The sequence below is a fragment of the Xanthomonas sp. NCPPB 3442 genome, from assembly GCF_056725145.1.
Genome location: NZ_CM161514.1, coordinates 2459751 through 2476964, shown reverse-complemented (window position 1 = coordinate 2476964; position 17214 = coordinate 2459751). Strand labels below are relative to the sequence as shown.

Sequence of the window (17214 nt, the reverse complement as noted above, 5' to 3'; positions counted from 1 at the left end):
GCCTGCCCGATGAGCGTCAGTGATCTGCTTTCCCAAGACGAGATCGATGCCCTGCTGCATGGCGTGGATTCGGGCGCGGTCAACACTGAGCCGGAGCCGCTGCCCGGCGAGGCGCGCCAATACGATCTGTCCAGCCAGGACCGCATCATCCGTGGGCGCATGCCGACCCTGGAGATGGTCAACGAGCGCTTCGCGCGGTTGTGGCGGATCGGCCTGTTCAACCTGATCCGGCGCTCGGCCGACCTGTCGGTGCGCGGCATCGACCTGGTCAAGTTCAACGAGTACATGCACTCGCTGTATGTGCCGACCAACCTCAACCTGATCCGGTTCAAGCCGCTGCGTGGTACCGGGCTGATCGTGTTCGAACCCACCCTGGTGTTCACCGTGGTGGACAACTTCTTCGGTGGCGACGGCCGCTTCCACACCCGCATCGAAGGCCGCGAATTCACCGCCACCGAGATGCGCGTGATCCAGCTGATGCTCAAGCAGACCTTCGCCGACCTGAAGGAAGCCTGGGCGCCGGTGATGGACGTGGACTTCGAGTACATCAACTCCGAGATCAACCCGCACTTCGCCAACATCGTCACCCCGCGCGAGTATGTGGTTGTGTGCCGGTTCCATGTGGAGCTGGAAGGCGGCGGCGGCGAGATCCACATCACCCTGCCGTATTCGATGCTGGAGCCGATCCGCGAACTGCTCGATGCCGGCATCCAGAGCGACCGCAACGACCGCGACGACTCGTGGAACGTGATGCTGCGCGAGCAGCTGGACACCGCCGAGGTCACGCTCTCCAGCGTGCTGGCCAGCAAGCGCATGAGCCTGCGCCAGCTCACCGGGTTGAAGGTCGGCGACATCCTGCCGATCGACCTGCCCGCCCAGGTGCCGCTGTGCGTGGAAGACATCCCGTTATTCACCGGCGAATTCGGCGTTTCCAATGGCAACAACGCCGTCAAGATCACCGCCGTACGCCCGCCCGGCGTGCAAGCCCCACGCGCCGTTCCCTCCCAGGACCCCAGCAAATGATCAACTCCGACATCCTCGACGCCTCGCCTGCCACCTTCGACAGCCTGCAGGCCGAGCAGGACCAGAACGCCGCCGACCTCAACCTGGACGTGATCCTGGACGTACCGGTGACCCTGTCGCTGGAAGTGGGCCGCGCACGCATCCCGATCCGCAACCTGCTGCAGCTCAACCAGGGCTCGGTGGTGGAACTGGAACGCGGCGCCGGCGAACCGCTGGACGTCTACGTCAACGGCACCCTGATCGCGCACGGCGAGGTGGTCGTCATCAACGACCGCTTCGGCATTCGCCTGACCGACGTAGTCAGCCCCAGCGAACGGATCCGGAGGCTGCGGTGATCGGCCTGCTGGCCACTGCCGCGCCGGTCGCGGCCAAGGCGACCGGGGTCGGCGCGCAGGCACCGTCCTCGCCCAGCCTGTTTGGCGCAGTCTTTGCATTGCTGTTGGTGCTCGCGCTGATCGTCGGCCTGGGCTGGTTGCTCAAGCGCATGCCCGGCAGCGGATTCCGCAGCACCGAGGGCCTGCGCGTGGTGACCAGCCTGGCAGTCGGTGCCAAGGAACGTGTGGTGGTGGTGGAGGTGAACGGCCAGCAGTTGTTGCTCGGCGTCACCGCCGGCGGCATCAGCACCTTGCACACCTTGCCCGAACCGCTGCCGCCCACGCCCGCACCCACCCTGCCCACTTTCAAGCAACTTCCCAATTTCGCCCAGCTGCTCGCCCAGAAGCTGCGCAAGGACCCGTGACATGTTGAGCCGTTGGAATCGTTGGGGGCGCAGTGTGCGCCTGGTGCTGATCCTGCTGGTGATGAGTTGCCCGCTGCTGGCCGCGGCCAGCCCGGCCGCGCTGCCGGCAATGGCGCAGGCCGCGGCACCGGCGGCGACCCCTGCCGCGGTACCGGCCGGTTCCAATCAGTTGCCGTCGCTGCCGAACGTGAGCGTGGGCCGCATCGGCGACCAGCCGGTGAGCCTGCCGTTGCAGACCTTGCTGCTTATGACGGCGATCACCCTGCTGCCGTCGATGCTGCTGGTGCTGACCGCCTTCACCCGCATCACCATCGTGCTGGGCCTGCTGCGCCAGGCGTTGGGCACCGGCCAGACCCCTTCCAACCAGGTACTGCTGGGCCTGGCGATGTTCCTGACCGCGCTGGTGATGATGCCGGTGTGGCAGAAGATGTGGGGCGCCGGACTGCAGCCGTACCTCAATAACCAGATCGATTTTTCCACTGCCTGGACGCTCACCACACAGCCGCTGCGCGCCTTCATGCTGGCGCAGATCCGCGAGACCGATCTGATGACCTTCGCCGGCATGGCCGGCGACGGCAAGTACGCTGGCCCGGACGCAGTACCGTTCCCGGTGCTGGTGGCCTCGTTCGTGACCAGCGAGCTGAAGACCGCTTTCGAGATCGGTTTTCTGATCTTCATCCCGTTCGTGATCATCGACCTGGTGGTGGCCAGCGTGCTGATGTCGATGGGCATGATGATGCTGTCGCCGATGCTGATCTCCGCGCCGTTCAAGATCCTGCTGTTCATCCTGGTGGATGGGTGGGTGCTGGTGGTGGGGACGCTGGCTGCGAGCTTTAATGCGTCGTAGGTGTGGACGCGCGGTGCGCGCGGTAGCGCTTGTCAGTTGACTGATTTTTGCGCATTGCGGGGTTGTATTGCTCAACCATCAGCTCCGCTTGCCGCTTTTTGCTTTCCGCTTTTTGCCTTTGTGCTTCGCTTTGGCTTCTAGCTTCTCCGGGGCCCCATACCGCAGCGGCAAGGCCGGCAGATACAACCCGCAGGGCGGCGCGCATGGATGCGCGTCGTTTTTGTAAGGGACATGGATGTCCCTTACAAAAATTTCTGCCGGACTTGCGCACCCGCAGCGCCGTAGGCGCGGAGGGCGCGAGGACGGGGTGTGCTTTCTTTTGGTTACTTTTCTTTGCACAAGCAAAGAAAAGTGACTCGCGCCCGCAGGGCGTGAAAGCCGTTGATTTCTCTGTCTCACACCAAAAACGAAACTGCAAACCGAGCAAACTCAAGTACAGGGCTTTCGCTCCCCTTCGGGGAACGAGTCATTTTCTTTGCTTGTGCAAAGAAGCGCTTTACAGCAGCCGAAGGCTGATCAAGTAACCAAAGAAACACACCCCGTCCTCGCGCCTTCCGCGCTGCGCGCTCCAGGTCCGCAATCCAGGTAGAAATTTTTGTAAGGGACATCCATGTCCCTTACAAAAACGTCGCGCATCCATGCGCGCCGCCCTTCGGGTTGTATCTACCCGGCTTGCCGCTGCGGTATGGGGGCCCGTAAAGCCGACAGCAAGGCAACAGCAAACCAAAGCCAGAGCACAGCGACAGCGACAGCGACAGCGACAGCGAGTGCAACACGAGGCAACTCAGATCCCCGTTCGCCAACCAATCCCGAACCACGAATCCCGAATCCCCGCCCCTTTGGCACCCTACTTGCATCAGCACCTCCCATGAGCCCTGAAATCGCCCTGACTGAATTGCGTGGTGGCCTGGTCACCGTCCTGTGGATCGCCGGGCCGATGTTGCTGGCCGTGCTGGTGGTCGGCGTGGTGATTGGCGTGGTGCAGGCCGCCACCCAGTTGAACGAGCCGACCATCGCCTTCGTGGCCAAGGCGGTCGCGCTGACGGCCACGCTGTTTGCCACCGGCAGCATGCTGCTGGGGCATCTGGTGGAGTTCACCATCGCGCTGTTCCAGCGCATTCCACACCTGATCGGCTAGCGGGCCAGACCGGATGGATTCTGCAACCCAGATGGTGATCGATGGCCAGCGCGCGTTCGCGATGGTCGGGGCGATCATGTGGACCATGCTGCGCACCAGTGCGTTGCTCACCGCCATGCCGTTGATCGGTACGCGGGCGGTGCCCGGACGGGTGCGGGTGATGCTGGCCGGGACGCTGGCGATGGTGCTGGCGCCGATCCTGCCGCCGGTGCCGGAGTGGGACGGCTTTACCGCCCAGGCAGTGCTGAGCATTGCGCGCGAGCTGGCGGTCGGGGCCAGCATGGGCTTCATGCTGAAGCTTATTTTCGAAGCCGGCGCATTGGCCGGCGAACTGGTGTCGCAGTCCACCGGCCTGTCGTTCGCGCAGATGTCCGACCCGATGCGCGGCGTGACGTCGGGGGTGATCGCGCAGTGGTTCTATCTCGGCTTCGGGCTGCTGTTCTTCGCGGCCAACGGGCATCTGGCGGTGATCGCATTGCTGGTGGACAGCTACAAGGCGTTGCCGATCGGGACCGCGTTGCCCGATGCCGGCGCATTCGCCGAAGTGGCGCCCACCCTGTTCCTGCAGATCCTGCGCGGCGGGTTGACCCTGGCCTTGCCGATGATGGTGGCGATGCTGGCGGTCAACCTGGCCTTCGGCGCGCTGGCCAAGGCGGCGCCGGCATTGAATCCCATGCAACTGGGCCTGCCGCTGACGGTGTTGCTGGGGCTGTTCCTGCTGTCGAGTTTCGCCAGCGAGTTCGCCCCGCCAGTGCAACGCATGTTCGATACCGCCTTCGATGCCGCCAGAGAGCTGACGGCCTGACCCACACTAGACAATGGCCGACCACTGCAAGCACAGCAGGCCGCCAACTTGCCGGCGCCGCCGCCACTGCGACGGGGCCGCCCCGCCTGCACCCTTCCAAACCGTGACACGCCTCAAGTTTCTGGCCGCGCAGCCGTTAAAGCCCCTACACGATTGACGCTGCGTATCGTCGTCCAACACTTACCCATCCCACGGGAATCGATGCTTACTGTGCCTGCGCTGTTGGCCCCGATGCGATTGCAAGGCGCTCGCCTGCGTGCAAGGGCATGGCTGTTGCTGGCGGCGGTGCTGATCTGCGGCACAAGTTGGGCGCAAACCTACAGCTTCCGCGATTACGCCCAGGCCGATGGCCTGCAGGGCATGACCGTCAACAGCCTGCTCGAAGATCGCCAGGGCGTGGTCTGGGTCGGCACCGAGCTGGCGCTGCACCGTTTCGAACGCGAACACTTCACCCCGGTCGGCAAGGAGAGCGGGCTGGATGCGCGCTATATCCGCGCGCTCGGGCTGGATGCGGCCGGACGTCTGTGGGTGTCCAGCGCCAATGGCCTGTTCGTGCGCGAGGGCAACGACTTCGTGCAGGTGCTGCGCGAGGGCAAGCCGATCCGTGCCGACAGCGGCAATGTCGTTGCCGCCTACGCCGATGGCGTGGTGGTGGTCAGCGAAAACAGCCTGCTGCGGGTGTCGCCCAATGCCGCAGGCGGCTGGTCGGTTAACCCCCTGCCCCTGCAGCTGGACGATGGACGCCTCTTGCCGGCCGGCAGGGCCTTGCTGGCCGATGGAACCGCGTTATGGGCCAGTTGCGGCCAGCACGTCTGCCGGATCGATGCCGGCGGCAGGATCACCCTGCTGTCCGAGGACGATGGCGTGCCCGAACGGCAATGGCGCGCGATCTTTCGCGATCACCTGGGCACCTTGTGGTTGCGTGGGGGCGGCCTGGTGCTCTCACGCGCTGCCGGCGAGCGCGTGTTCCGCAATCGTCCGGCGCCGGCGGGCACCCGATTCAACACCCTCTCCGGTGCCACGACGCTGTCGGAAGACGCGCAGGGCCGCCTGCTGACGCGTTCGGACCGCGGCCTGGTGCGCTGGGAAGGCGACCACTGGCGCTACTTCGGCCAAAGCCAGGGGCTGCAGATCAGCCCCATGGTTGGCCCGTTGATGATGCAGAGCACCGGCCACCTGTGGATCGGCACGCGCGGCCTGGGTGTGCAGCGCTGGCTGGGCTACGGCACCGTCGAACACTGGGACGAAAGCCAGGGGCTGGCCGAAGCGCCGACCTGGGTGAGCCAGCGACTGCCCAGCGGTGAGCTGTTGGTCGGTGGCGATGCCGGTTCCAATATGCTCGATCCGCGTAGCGGGCGCATGCAGCCGTGGACGCTGGAGAACGGCCAACCCCTGCTGCAATCCATTTCCATTGCACTGTCGCCGGACGATGGTGCGGCCTGGGTGGCGCGCTCGTCCGGAGCCGTGGCGCGGCGCGACCCGCGCAGCGGCAAGACCACCGATGTGCTGCAGCTCGACCTGCCGATCAACAGGCTGATGTTCGATACGGCCGGCACCTTGTGGATCACCACCCCGCGTGGGCTGTACCGCGTACAGCGCGGCACGCCGCTGCGGGCCGAGCGCGAAACGGCCCTGCCGGCAGCCTTCGTGGGCGATATCGACCTGGATCCGCAGGGGCGGCTGTGGGCCAGCACGCGCGAAGGCCTGTTCCTGCAGGCAAAAGACGGCAACTGGCAGCGCGTGCAGGTGCGCGGCGACCTGCCCAGCCAGGATTTCTTCCTGCTCGATTTCAGCGCCGATGGCGAGGTCTGGCTGTCGCTGCGCGATACCGGGCTGTGGCATGGCCGGCTGCAGGCCGACGGCGTGCTGACGCTTGCCGCCGTGGACGACCCGCTGGTGGCGCGGGTGATGCCCTTCATCCTGCGCCACGACAGCAAGGGCCGGCTGTGGCTGGGCAGCAGCCAGGGCCTGGATGTGTACCAGAACGGTCGTTGGTCGCGGGCCACGCGCACGGAAGGGCTGTTGTGGGACGACATGTCGGCCAATGCATTTTTCGAAGACACCGATGGCAGCGTCTGGCTCGGCAGCAGCCGTGGCCTGACCCACCTGCTGGATCCGATGCGCCTGTTCGCCGCACCGCCGCTGCGGGTGGACATCCTGCATGTGCGCCGCGGCAGTCAACCGCTGCTGCCGCAATCCCGGGTGGAGTGGTCGCAGGTGCCGCTGGATGTGGAGCTCAGCACCCCGGGGGCGGAAGGCGGCCCGGACCGCATCAGCTTCCGGTACCGGGTCGAAGGCCATCAGGCCAGTTGGACCAGCACCTCGCTCAGCCACCTGACCTACCCGCTGCTGCCGCCAGGCAGTTACACGCTGGAAGTGCAGGCAATGGATGCCTACCAGCGCAGCAGCAGCCCGATCACCCGCTTCGGGTTCGAGCTGGTGCCACCGTGGTGGCGGGGCGTTCCGGCGATTGTCGGGTACGTGCTGCTGAGCATCGCGGCGGTGATCGCGCTGCTGCGTTGGCGCACCGCCAAACTGCTGCGACGCAAGCGCGAACTGGAGCAACTGGTGGCCAAGCGCACCGCCGAGCTGGAACAGGACAAGCGCGATCTGGAAGCGGCGCGCGCCGAACTCTCGCTCAAGGCCACCCACGACGAACTCACCGGCCTGCTCAATCGCGCCGGCATCCTGGCCGCGTTGCGCGAGATGCTGCTGCACGCCGAACACACCGGGCGTCCGCTGGCGGTGGTGTTGATCGATCTAGACCACTTCAAACTGGTCAACGACCAGCATGGCCATCTGGCCGGCGACGCCGTCCTGGCCGGGGTCGGCCGCCGCATGGACACGCTGATGCGCGGCGAGGACCGCATCGGCCGTTATGGCGGCGAAGAATTGCTGGCGCTGCTGCCAGGCCTGAACCTGGATGCCACCCATCGGCTGGACGCCCTGCACCACGGCATCTGCGGCGACTACCCCATCGATGGCGGCTGGCTGCATGTCACCTGTTCGGTCGGCGTGGCCTGGTTCCAGCGTGGCGAAACGCTCGAGCAACTGCTGGCTCGCGCCGACGCGGCGCTGTACAGGGCCAAGCGCAGTGGCCGCAATCGCGTCGATTACGACCACGTGCCGCTGGATGCGTTCGATCAGGTGTGACGGCAGCGCAGCTGAGCTTGCCGCGCGTTGCACCCGTTCGACCCGCATGCCGGAGACGCACAAGCGCCGACAATCGATTGCAACGCCTGGTCAAGCGCAAGCCTGTGCCTGCCCAGTACCGCGCCATGCAAAAGCTCGGCAGGGACGACAGGTGAATCGCGCTTGCGCACCCATGTGACCTGCGTCCTACAACACGCCAGCAACCAGCCGCGTATGCCAGTTCCTCACGCCGTCGTGCTCGCTGAAGCATTAAAGGATTACGCGTTGGCAGCCGCTAGTGATTCCAATGCAGCCTGCGATGGGGGGCTGCCGAGGCAAGCCTGAGACACCGCGCGAGGGGCGCGGACCGCATTGCCGATGCGTGGGAGACTGCAACGTCCGTGGGGTTCGAGCACCGCCAATGGAGGTCGTCGCACCGGCGTGCACCGTTTGCCGTCGTGGTGCTGTTGGCATTGCTGTCGTTGGCCGACCTGGCCGGTGCGCAAAGCGCCAGCATCCGCCGCTATGCCCACGACCAGGGCCTGCTCGGGCTTGCCGGTACCTGCCTGCTGCAGACCCGCGCCACCTTGCTGTGGGTGTGCACCGAGAGCGGGCTGTATCGCTACAACGGGCGCATCTTCCAACAGGTGCCGCTGGATGGCCTGCGCAACGAGCCCACCACCTCGATCACCGAAACCGCCGATGGGCGGTTATGGGTGGCCGGCTTCCAGGCCCTGTTCGTCGGCGACGAGCACGGCTTCCGCAAACTGCAGCCCGATGAAGCCGAGCACCTGGGGGACCAGATGCAGCTCGCCAGCCTGCCCTGGGGCACGGTGCTGGCCAATGGCGGCACGCTGGAAATCCTGCAGGGCCGCGCCAACGATCGCTGGCACAGCGAACCGTTGCTGGACACCGCAACCCGCGTACGCGTTCCCGAGTTGTCCAAGTCGCTGAGCCTGTCGGTGGACGGCGACACGCTGTGGGTGGGCTGCGCACGCAAGCTGTGCGCCATCGATGCGCAGCGCAAGGTGCAGGTATTCGGACCCGAACACGGGGTGCCGGACGACCGGTGGTACAGCGTGTTGCGCGACCACGACGGCGGGCTGTGGGTGCGCGGTGCGGGCAACCTGCTCTATCGCGCACGCGGGGCGAGTGCCTTCAGTGTTCGCTCGCTGCCGCTGCTGGATGGCAGCACGGTCGGGCGGCCGGCGGCACTGGTGATGGACAGCGAAGGACGCGTGCTGGTGCGTCGTAACGACGGCCTGGCGCGTTGGGAAAACGGCCACTGGCGCACTTTCGGCGCGGACAATGGGCTACCGCCCGGCAGCAGCGACGCGATCCTGGTGGACCGCGATGGCGATATCTGGATGACCGTGGACGGCGAAGGTCTGGTGCGCTGGGCCGGCTACGAATGGATCGAAAACTGGGACGCTTCGCAAGGCATGCCGGCCGCGCCGACCTGGTCGATCGCCCGCGACACGCAGGGCGCACTGCTGGTCGGCAACGAGCACGGCATCGGCCGCCAGGCCGAGCCGGACAAGCGCTTCGTCCCGGCCCTGCAAAGCGCCGGGATCCAGGTCGTAGGCATGCAGCGCAGCGCAGACGGCAGCTTGTGGACGCTCAATTCGGCCGGTTTCCTGCGCCGCACCTGGCCGGATGGGCGCAGCGCGCAGATCGCCAAGTTGCCGCGCACTGCGCGCCGCCTGCTGATCGACCGCCAAAGCCGGCTATGGATGCTCAGCGCCGGCGGCTTGTTCGTGATCGAACACCCGCTCGACGGCGGCAGCATGCAGGCCGTGGCCGACGTGCCTGCCATCGCCTACACCGACATCCAGCAAACCGCCGACGGCACGCTGTGGGTTTCCAGCTCCAACGGCTTGTTTCAGCTGCGCGATGGGCGGTGGTCCAAGGTCAGGGTCAAGGTCAACGGCGGCGCGCCGGAGCCATGGATCGCCAAGTTCCATATCAGCGACAGCGGTGAGGTGTGGCTGGCGTTCTATCGCCCCGGCCTGTGGCACGGCATGTTGTTGCACGACGGCCTGGACCTGCAGGAAATCAGCGACGAGGCGCTGCGCGATGTCGGCGTGTACCTGCTGCGCAGCGACAGCTTCGGCCGGGTCTGGGTGGGTCATGCGCGCGGCGTCGAAGTCTACGACGGCGAGCGCTGGGCGCATCTGTCGCAGTCGCAGGGGCTGATCTGGGATGACGTTTCCGAAGCCGCGTTCGCCGAAGATCCGGACGGTTCGGTGTGGATCGGCACCGCACGCGGGGTGAGCCACGTGAGCGACCCGGCGCGCCTGTTCGACGAACGCCAACCCAGCGTGCGCATCGACAGCGTCAGCCGCGGCGGCATGCCGGTGCAGCGCGGGCAGCTGCTGGGCTGGAGCGACAAGCCGTTGCACATCGAGCTGTCGACGATGGAGGTCTATGACGACCCCAGCCGCCTGACGGTGCGTTATCGCCTGCTCGGCCTGCACGACCAATGGATCCAGAGCGACAACCTGTCCATCGACCAGCCACCGCTGCCTTCCGGGCACTTCCGCCTGCAGGTGCAGGTGCTGGACCGCTACCGTCGCACCGCCTCGCCGATCGCCGACCTGCCCTTCGCGGTCGCACCACTGTGGTGGCGCAGCCCGCCAGCGATCGCGCTGTACGTGTTGATCGGCGGCGGCCTGCTGATCGGCCTGTGGCGCTGGCGGCACCGCCATCTGGTGGCGCGCGAACGCATGCTGGCCGAATTGGTGTCCGAGCGCACTTACCAGCTGGAGCGCGAAAAACGCGAACTGGAAAACGCACGTGCGGCGCTGGCCTTGAAGGCCAGCCACGACGCGCTGACCGGCCTGCTCAACCGTTCCGGCATCCTGGAAGCGATGGCCGAAGAACTGCAGGGCTGCGCGCACGGCGAGCATCCGCTGGCGGTGGTGTTGATCGATCTGGACCACTTCAAACAGGTCAACGACGAACATGGGCACCTGGTCGGCGATGCGGTGCTGGCCAAGGTGGGCGCGCGGCTGACCGCCTGCCTGCGCGATTCGGACAAGGTGGGCCGCTACGGCGGCGAAGAATTGCTGCTGTTGCTGCCAGGCATGAGCCAACAGAGCCAGCACCGGCTGCGCGCCATCCACGAAGCGCTCAGCATTGCGCCCTACGAGGTGGGCGCCGCACGCCCGCTGCAGGTGACCTGTTCGGTGGGCGTGTCCTGGTTCCGTGTCGGCGACACCGCCGCCTCGCTGCTGGCGCGTGCGGACGAGGCGCTGTATCGGGCCAAGCGCTCCGGCCGTAACCGGATCGAGCCGGAGGAACCGGAAAGTTCGGTGGCATGAGCCGCGCAGGCGGCCAGGCCCGGCGGGCACGCGCAGGCAGGCAGCGCACGCGTCTCATCGGCAAGCCACGGCGCGCCGGCAGTCGATGCGCGACCATGCCGTGATTGGGTACGCCGACAGCGCACGCAGGGCGGCCGCAGGACCTTCGAGCGTGCCGTCTCTGGCGGCAACGCTGGGTTGATGGCCTTGGCCGCTTCCCCGCGCTCAAGAAGTCGGCCAAGGGGTCGCTAGGTCTTGGGCAACGCGTCTTTCGACGTGGGAAGTGGATAGGTGGTCGGAACCTACAACCCTGGCATGGTGATGCTGTCGCTGGTAGTGGCCGTGCTGGCTTCCTACACCGCGCTGTATCTGGCCGCACGCACCACTGCCAGTCGTGGCGGCATCGCAGCCGCGTGGCTGGTGGGCGGCGCCATTGCCATGGGCATCGGCATCTGGTCGATGCACTTCGTCGGCATGCTGGCGTTTCGCCTGCCGATTCCGGTCGGCTACGACCTGGCGCTGACGTGCTATTCGATGCTGGCGGCGATCCTGACCTCGGCGCTGGCGCTCTGGCTGACCTCGCGCGCGGACCTGCCGTTGCTCCGGTTGGGCCTGGGCGCGCTGTTGATGGGACTGGGCATTGCGCTGATGCATTACATGGGCATGGATGCGCTGCGCATGGTGCCGGCCATTCGCTACGACCCGCTGCTGTTCGGGCTGTCGATCGCCATCGCCATCGGCGCCTCTGCCGCCGCGTTGTGGATCGCGTTCCGGCTGCGCCACGATGGGCAACGCTCCAGCCTGCGCCTGATCGCCGCCTCGATCATGGGCGTGGCCATCGTGGGCATGCATTACACCGGCATGGCCGCCGCCCGGTTCGCGCCCGGTAGCGTATGTGGCGCGGTGGCCGATACGCATCTGCCGTTGTCGTGGCTGACGGCGGTGGTGGTGCTGGTGACCTTGGTCCTGCTGATGCTGGCGCTGGTCATTTCGTTGCTGTCGCGCCGCTTTCAGCAGCGCACCGATGTGCTGGCGCAGTCGCTGGCCAAGGCCAATGCCGAACTGGCACTGGCCACGCTGCACGACCCACTCACCCGGCTGCCGAACCGCATCCTGCTGCACGAGCATCTCGTGCAGAACATCGAACGCGCCCAGCGCCAGGGGCAGCGCTTTGCGGTGATGCTGATCAACCTGGACGGGTTCAAGGTGATCAACGACGGCTATGGTCATGCGTTGGGCGACCGCCTGCTGGTGGTGGTGGCCGAGCGCTTGAACGCGCACCGGCGCGCGCATGGCAGCCTGGCGCGGCTGGGCGCAGACGAATTCGTGCTGGTGGCCGACATCGCCGACCCGGAAGATGCCGCTGCGCTGGCCGCGCACCTGGTGCAGGCGCTGGCAGTGCCGTTCCTGGTGGCCAACCACGAGCTGCGCCTGAGCAGCAGCATTGGCATTGCGCTGTACCCGGAAGACGCCGGTAGCGAGCACCAGCTGCTGACGCATGCCGATGCGGCAATGACCCATGCCAAACATGCCGGCCGCAACCGCTACAGCTTTTTCGAACGCTCGATGACGGCCACCACCCGCGACCGCCTGCAGCTGCTGCAGGAACTGCCGCGCGCGCTGGAACTGGGGCAGTTCGTGCTGCATTACCAGCCCAAGTACTGCGCCGAGGACGGCCGCCCGATCGGCGCCGAAGCGCTGATCCGCTGGCAGCACCCCGAGCGCGGCCTGGTGCCGCCGGACAGCTTCATTCCGCTGGCCGAACGCAGCGGCATGATCGGCCTGCTCGGCAGCTGGGTGCTGCGGCAGGCCTGCCGCCAGATGCGCGACTGGCGGCAGGCCGGGCACGGCGACTGGCGGGTGGCGGTCAACCTGTCGGCCCTCCAGCTGGCCTCGCCCAGCCTGCTGGACGAAGTGGCCACCACGCTGAGCGAATATGCGCTGGCCCCTGGCCAGCTCACCCTGGAAATCACCGAAACCATGGCCATGCGCGACGCCGAGGCCTGCCTGCGCACCCTGGGCCAGCTCAACGCGCTGGGCGTGCGCATTGCCATCGACGACTTCGGCACCGGCTATTCCAACCTGCTCTACCTGCGCAAGCTGCCGGCGCACGAGCTCAAGATCGACCGCAGTTTCGTCCAGGCCATGGACGGCAGCGCCGAAGACATCGCCATCGTGGCGGCCGTGGTCGCGCTGGCGCACACCATGCGCCTGCAAGTGGTGGCCGAAGGCGTGGAAACCCTCGCCCAGCGCAACACCCTGGAACGGCTGGGCTGCGACCAGCTGCAAGGCTATCTGCTGGGCCGGCCGATGGACGCCGAACGTTTCATCGCCACCGTGGTCGCCCAGCGCGACGGCCCGCGCCGCCTGGCCAGCTGAGCCGCTCGCTGCAGCCCCGGCGTCTGGCCTACGGTGCAACCCGCAGCCACCGCTTTTCCGAATCCCGAATCCCGAATCCCGATTCCCGATTCCCAGCTCCACAAACTGGAACGCCGCTTGCATCGGTTGGATTAATCCCCCACCGGCACCTCCATGTCCGAGTCCGAAGACGGCGGCGAGCGTACAGAGCTTCCCACCGAAAAACGCCTACGCGAGGCCCGTGAGCAGGGCAACATCCCGCAATCGCGCGAGTTGTCGACCGCAGCGGTGTTCGGTGCCGGCGTATTCGCGCTGATGGTGCTGGCCCGCGGCATCGGCGATGGCGCTGCGGTGTGGATGAAGACCGCGCTCAGCCCGGACCCGAAGCTGCGCGAGACCCCGATGGCGCTGTTCGGCCATTTCGGCGATCTGCTGCTGCAGTTGCTGTGGGTGATGCTGCCGCTGATCGGCATCTGCCTGGCTGCCGGGCTGGCCGGCCCGCTGATGATGAGCGGCCTGCGCTTTTCCGGCAAAGCCATCATGCCCGACCTCAGCAAGCTCAACCCCGCCAACGGGATCAAGCGCATGTGGGGCAGCAACAGCCTGGCTGAGCTGATCAAGTCGGTGCTGCGCCTGCTGTTTGTCGGGCTGGCCGCCAGCTTCTGCATTTCCAAGGGCCTGCACGGCCTGCGCTCGCTGGTGAACCAGCCGCTGGAACAGGCCATCGGCAACGGGCTGGACTTCACCAAGAGCCTATTGTTCTACACCGCCGGCGCGCTGGTGCTGCTGGCCGCCATCGACGCGCCGTACCAGAAGTGGAACTGGCTGCGGAAGCTGAAGATGACGCGCGAAGAGATCAAGCGCGAGATGAAGGAAAGCGAGGGCAGCCCGGAAGTGAAGGGCCGCATCCGCCAGATGCAGATGCAGATGTCGCAGCGCCAGATGATGGAAGCGGTGCCCAAGGCCGATGTGGTGCTGATGAATCCGACCCACTACGCGGTGGCGCTCAAGTACGAAGGCGGCAAGATGCGCGCCCCGATCGTGGTGGCCAAGGGGGTGGACGAAATGGCCTTCCGCATCCGCGAAGCCGGCGAGCAGCACCGGGTGGCGATCGTCACTGCCCCGCCTTTGGCACGCGCCTTGTATAGGGAAGCGCAAATCGGCAAGGAAATTCCCGTGAGACTCTATTCGGTCGTGGCCCAGGTGCTCTCCTACGTCTACCAGCTGCGTGGCTGGAACGGCGGCCCGATGCCGGAATTGCCCTCGCTCGAGGTGGATGAGTTCGGCAAGGGAGCCAGCGCATGAGCGCCCGCCCCGCCCCGATGAATGCCCGCCGCGTCATGGAGTTGCTGCGCAACGGCCTGGGCGCCCCGCTGGCCCTGATGGCCATGCTGGCCATGCTGATGGTGCCGCTGGCCGCACCGGTGCTGGATGCGTTGTTCACCTTCAACATCGCCATCTCGCTGATGGTGCTGCTGGCGGTGGTGTACGTGCAGCGCCCGCTGGAATTCACCATTTTCCCGATCGTGCTGTTGATGACCACGATGCTGCGGCTGGCGCTGAACGTCGCCTCCAGCCGCGTGATCCTGATCAACGGCCAGGACGGCCACGCCGCCGCCGGCAAGGTCATCGAGGCCTTCGGGCAGTTCGTGATCGGCGGCAATTACGCCGTGGGTATCGTGGTGTTCGCGATCCTGACCATCATCAATTTCGTGGTCATCACCAAGGGTGCCGGACGCGTGTCGGAAGTGACCGCGCGCTTCATCCTGGACGCCATGCCCGGCAAGCAGATGGCCATCGACGCCGACCTCAACGCCGGTTTGCTGACGCGCGAGGAGGCCAAGGCCCGCCGCGAGGAAGTGCGCGAGGAAGCCGACTTCTACGGTGCGATGGACGGTGCCAACAAGTTCATCCGCGGCGACGCCATCGCCGCCATCCTGATCCTGTTCATCAACCTCATCGGCGGCATGGCGGTGGGCATGCTCCAGCACGGCATGAGCTTCATGGATGCCGCCTCCACCTACACGTTGCTGTCCATCGGCGACGGCCTGGTGGCGCAGCTGCCGGCCCTGCTGGTTTCGTCTTCGGTCGCCTTGCTGGTGACCCGCGCCTCGCGTGCGCAGGACATGCGCGGGGCCATGGTCAGCCAGGTGTTCGGCCAGCACCGCGCCTTGGCGGTGGCTGCGGCCATCCTCGGCCTGGTCGGCCTGGTGCCCGGCATGCCGAACGTCGCGTTTTTGACGCTGGGCCTGGTCCTGGGCGTGATCGCCTGGAAGCTGTACAAGCGCAGCCTCGCAAAGCCGGCGTCCGGCGATCCGGCGGCCGATCCGCAGGCGGCGGCCGCGGCGACCGCCGCCCAGGCCAGCGCCGAGCTGAGCTGGGACGAGCTGCGCCCGATCGACCCGCTGGGCCTGGAAGTGGGCTACCGGCTGATCCCGCTGGTGGACAAGAACCAGGGCGGCGAACTGATGGCGCGCATCAAGGGCGTGCGCCGCAAGCTCACCCAGGACATCGGGTTCCTGGTGCCGCCGGTGCATATCCGCGACAACCTGGAACTGTCGGCCAATGCCTACCGGCTACTGGTGCATGGCGTGCCGGTGGCCACCGCAGAAATCTATTCCGATCGCGAACTGGCACTGGACCCGGGCGGTGCGCTCGGCCAGCTCGACGGCATCCCCGGCAAGGACCCGGCATTCGGCCTGGACGCCACCTGGATCCAGCCGCACCAGCGCGCCTATGCCGAATCGATGGGCTACACCGTGGTCGACCCGGCGACCGTGGTCGCCACCCACCTGTCGCACCTGATCCGCGAGCATGCGCCCGAACTGCTCGGCCATGAAGAAGTGCAGCAATTGCTGGCCACGCTGGCCAAGACCGCGCCGAAGATGGTCGAAGACCTCACCCCGAAGGCACTGCCGCTGTCGGTGGTGGTGCGCGTGCTGCAGAACCTGCTGATCGAGAAGATTCCGGTGCGGCAACTGCGCAAGATTGTCGAAGCGCTGGTCGAACACGCCCCGCATAGCCAGGACCCGGCCACCCTCACCGCCGCGGTGCGTACCTCGCTGGGCCGCTTCATCGTGCAGGAGATCGCCGGCATGTCGGCCGAGCTGCCGGTGTTCACCCTGGCCCCGCAGCTGGAGCGCGTCCTGCAGGAATCCACCCACGGCAACGGCGTGGCGCTGGAGCCCGGGCTGGCCGAACGCCTGCACCAGAGCCTGGCCGATTGCGTGGGCAAGCAGGAAGCCCGCAACGAACCGGCGGTGGTGCTGGTGCCCGGACAGGTGCGCGCCGCACTGGCCCGTCTGGTGCGCCACAGCGTGCCCAGCCTGTCGGTGCTGGCCTACAGCGAAGTGCCAGAAGACAAGCGCCTGAAGCTGGTCGGCACGATCAGCTGAGACCGCCCAACCACAACGCACCCATCCCCAGCCGGGCTTGCCGGGACGGCCAGTCCCGCCCGGGTGCGCTCCTACGACATCCAAGGCGACCGGGAAACATGCCATCCGCCCCGACACCACCGTAGGAGCGCACCTGGGCGCGACCGCCTTTACCGGACAGCCCGTCGCGCCCAAGTGCGCTCCTACCAAGCCATTCCCGTGCCCGGCCGACATGCCAGCCAGCGATGGATACCTGCCGCAACCGACCACCGCACCCGGCGTCGGAAAGCCGCCACCGGCCCGGATCTCCAATCGATTGCATGGCGCTGGCCGCTGCGAGGCGTTCCCGATGCGCCCGGCTAGACGTCCGGCCTGCGAGTGCAGCGGTCCGCAGAAAGACGCCAGCGCCGCACCGCCCCGGAAAAACGTCAATCGATTCAGTGACTTGACACCTTCCAACCGGGCCAGACGCACAGCGCCCACCCCGCCCTGATGC

At 66.7% G+C, this 17214-nt stretch carries 11 protein-coding genes; all 11 read left to right on the top strand.

Annotated elements, in window-relative coordinates; genetic code table 11:
• Positions 1 to 9: 9 nt before the first annotated feature.
• The 11 genes from fliM to flhA all read left to right on the top strand — a co-directional run bounded on the left by fliM (position 10) and on the right by flhA (position 16739).
• Positions 10 to 1023, top strand: coding sequence for a flagellar motor switch protein FliM (gene fliM, locus AC1POX_RS10740; protein WP_008577203.1), 1014 nt, complete (start codon positions 10 to 12; stop codon positions 1021 to 1023).
• Positions 1020 to 1358 (top strand): flagellar motor switch protein FliN, encoded by a 339-nt coding sequence (gene fliN, locus AC1POX_RS10735; RefSeq protein ID WP_007969679.1) that lies wholly within the window; start codon positions 1020 to 1022, stop codon positions 1356 to 1358. Before fliM ends, fliN begins: the two co-directional genes overlap by 4 nt.
• Positions 1355 to 1762, top strand: a complete 408-nt coding sequence (fliO, locus tag AC1POX_RS10730; RefSeq protein ID WP_011347264.1) for a flagellar biosynthetic protein FliO — start codon at positions 1355 to 1357, stop codon at positions 1760 to 1762. The genes fliN and fliO overlap by 4 nt, the downstream gene beginning before the upstream one ends.
• Position 1763: 1 nt before the next feature.
• On the top strand, positions 1764 to 2609 hold the full coding sequence (gene fliP, locus AC1POX_RS10725) for a flagellar type III secretion system pore protein FliP (RefSeq protein ID WP_005921349.1): 846 nt from the start codon (positions 1764 to 1766) through the stop codon (positions 2607 to 2609).
• A gap of 868 nt (positions 2610 to 3477) precedes the next feature.
• On the top strand, positions 3478 to 3747 hold the full coding sequence (locus tag AC1POX_RS10720) for a flagellar biosynthetic protein FliQ (RefSeq protein WP_005917968.1): 270 nt from the start codon (positions 3478 to 3480) through the stop codon (positions 3745 to 3747).
• 13 nt (positions 3748 to 3760) lie between these two features.
• Positions 3761 to 4552, top strand: a complete 792-nt coding sequence (gene fliR, locus AC1POX_RS10715) for a flagellar biosynthetic protein FliR (protein ID WP_372357123.1) — start codon at positions 3761 to 3763, stop codon at positions 4550 to 4552.
• A gap of 201 nt (positions 4553 to 4753) precedes the next feature.
• On the top strand, positions 4754 to 7705 hold the full coding sequence (locus AC1POX_RS10710; protein ID WP_372357122.1) for a diguanylate cyclase: 2952 nt from the start codon (positions 4754 to 4756) through the stop codon (positions 7703 to 7705).
• 380 nt (positions 7706 to 8085) lie between these two features.
• Positions 8086 to 11007 carry a diguanylate cyclase gene (locus AC1POX_RS10705; RefSeq protein ID WP_277575064.1) on the top strand — a complete coding sequence of 974 codons (2922 nt, stop codon included), beginning with the start codon at positions 8086 to 8088 and terminating at the stop codon, positions 11005 to 11007.
• A gap of 270 nt (positions 11008 to 11277) precedes the next feature.
• A complete protein-coding gene (locus tag AC1POX_RS10700; protein WP_029819346.1) occupies positions 11278 to 13365 on the top strand; it encodes a putative bifunctional diguanylate cyclase/phosphodiesterase in 2088 nt (695 codons plus the stop codon).
• A gap of 153 nt (positions 13366 to 13518) precedes the next feature.
• Positions 13519 to 14649, top strand: coding sequence for a flagellar biosynthesis protein FlhB (gene flhB / locus AC1POX_RS10695; protein ID WP_008572477.1), 1131 nt, complete (start codon positions 13519 to 13521; stop codon positions 14647 to 14649).
• Positions 14650 to 14666: 17 nt separating this feature from the next.
• A complete protein-coding gene (gene flhA / locus AC1POX_RS10690; protein WP_029828960.1) occupies positions 14667 to 16739 on the top strand; it encodes a flagellar biosynthesis protein FlhA in 2073 nt (690 codons plus the stop codon).
• Positions 16740 to 17214: the final 475 nt, after the last annotated feature.

Excerpts from the sequence above, each read along its gene's own strand:
- fliP (WP_005921349.1), top strand. The coding sequence starts at position 1,764 with ATGTTGAGCCGTTGGAATCGTTGGGGGCGCAGTGTGCGCCTGGTGCTG.
- flhB (WP_008572477.1), top strand. The coding sequence starts at position 13,519 with ATGTCCGAGTCCGAAGACGGCGGCGAGCGTACAGAGCTTCCCACCGAA.
- fliM (WP_008577203.1), top strand. The coding sequence starts at position 10 with ATGAGCGTCAGTGATCTGCTTTCCCAAGACGAGATCGATGCCCTGCTG.
- flhA (WP_029828960.1), top strand. The coding sequence starts at position 14,667 with ATGAATGCCCGCCGCGTCATGGAGTTGCTGCGCAACGGCCTGGGCGCC.
- AC1POX_RS10720 (WP_005917968.1), top strand. The coding sequence starts at position 3,478 with ATGAGCCCTGAAATCGCCCTGACTGAATTGCGTGGTGGCCTGGTCACC.
- fliR (WP_372357123.1), top strand. The coding sequence starts at position 3,761 with ATGGATTCTGCAACCCAGATGGTGATCGATGGCCAGCGCGCGTTCGCG.
- AC1POX_RS10710 (WP_372357122.1), top strand. The coding sequence starts at position 4,754 with ATGCTTACTGTGCCTGCGCTGTTGGCCCCGATGCGATTGCAAGGCGCT.
- fliN (WP_007969679.1), top strand. The coding sequence starts at position 1,020 with ATGATCAACTCCGACATCCTCGACGCCTCGCCTGCCACCTTCGACAGC.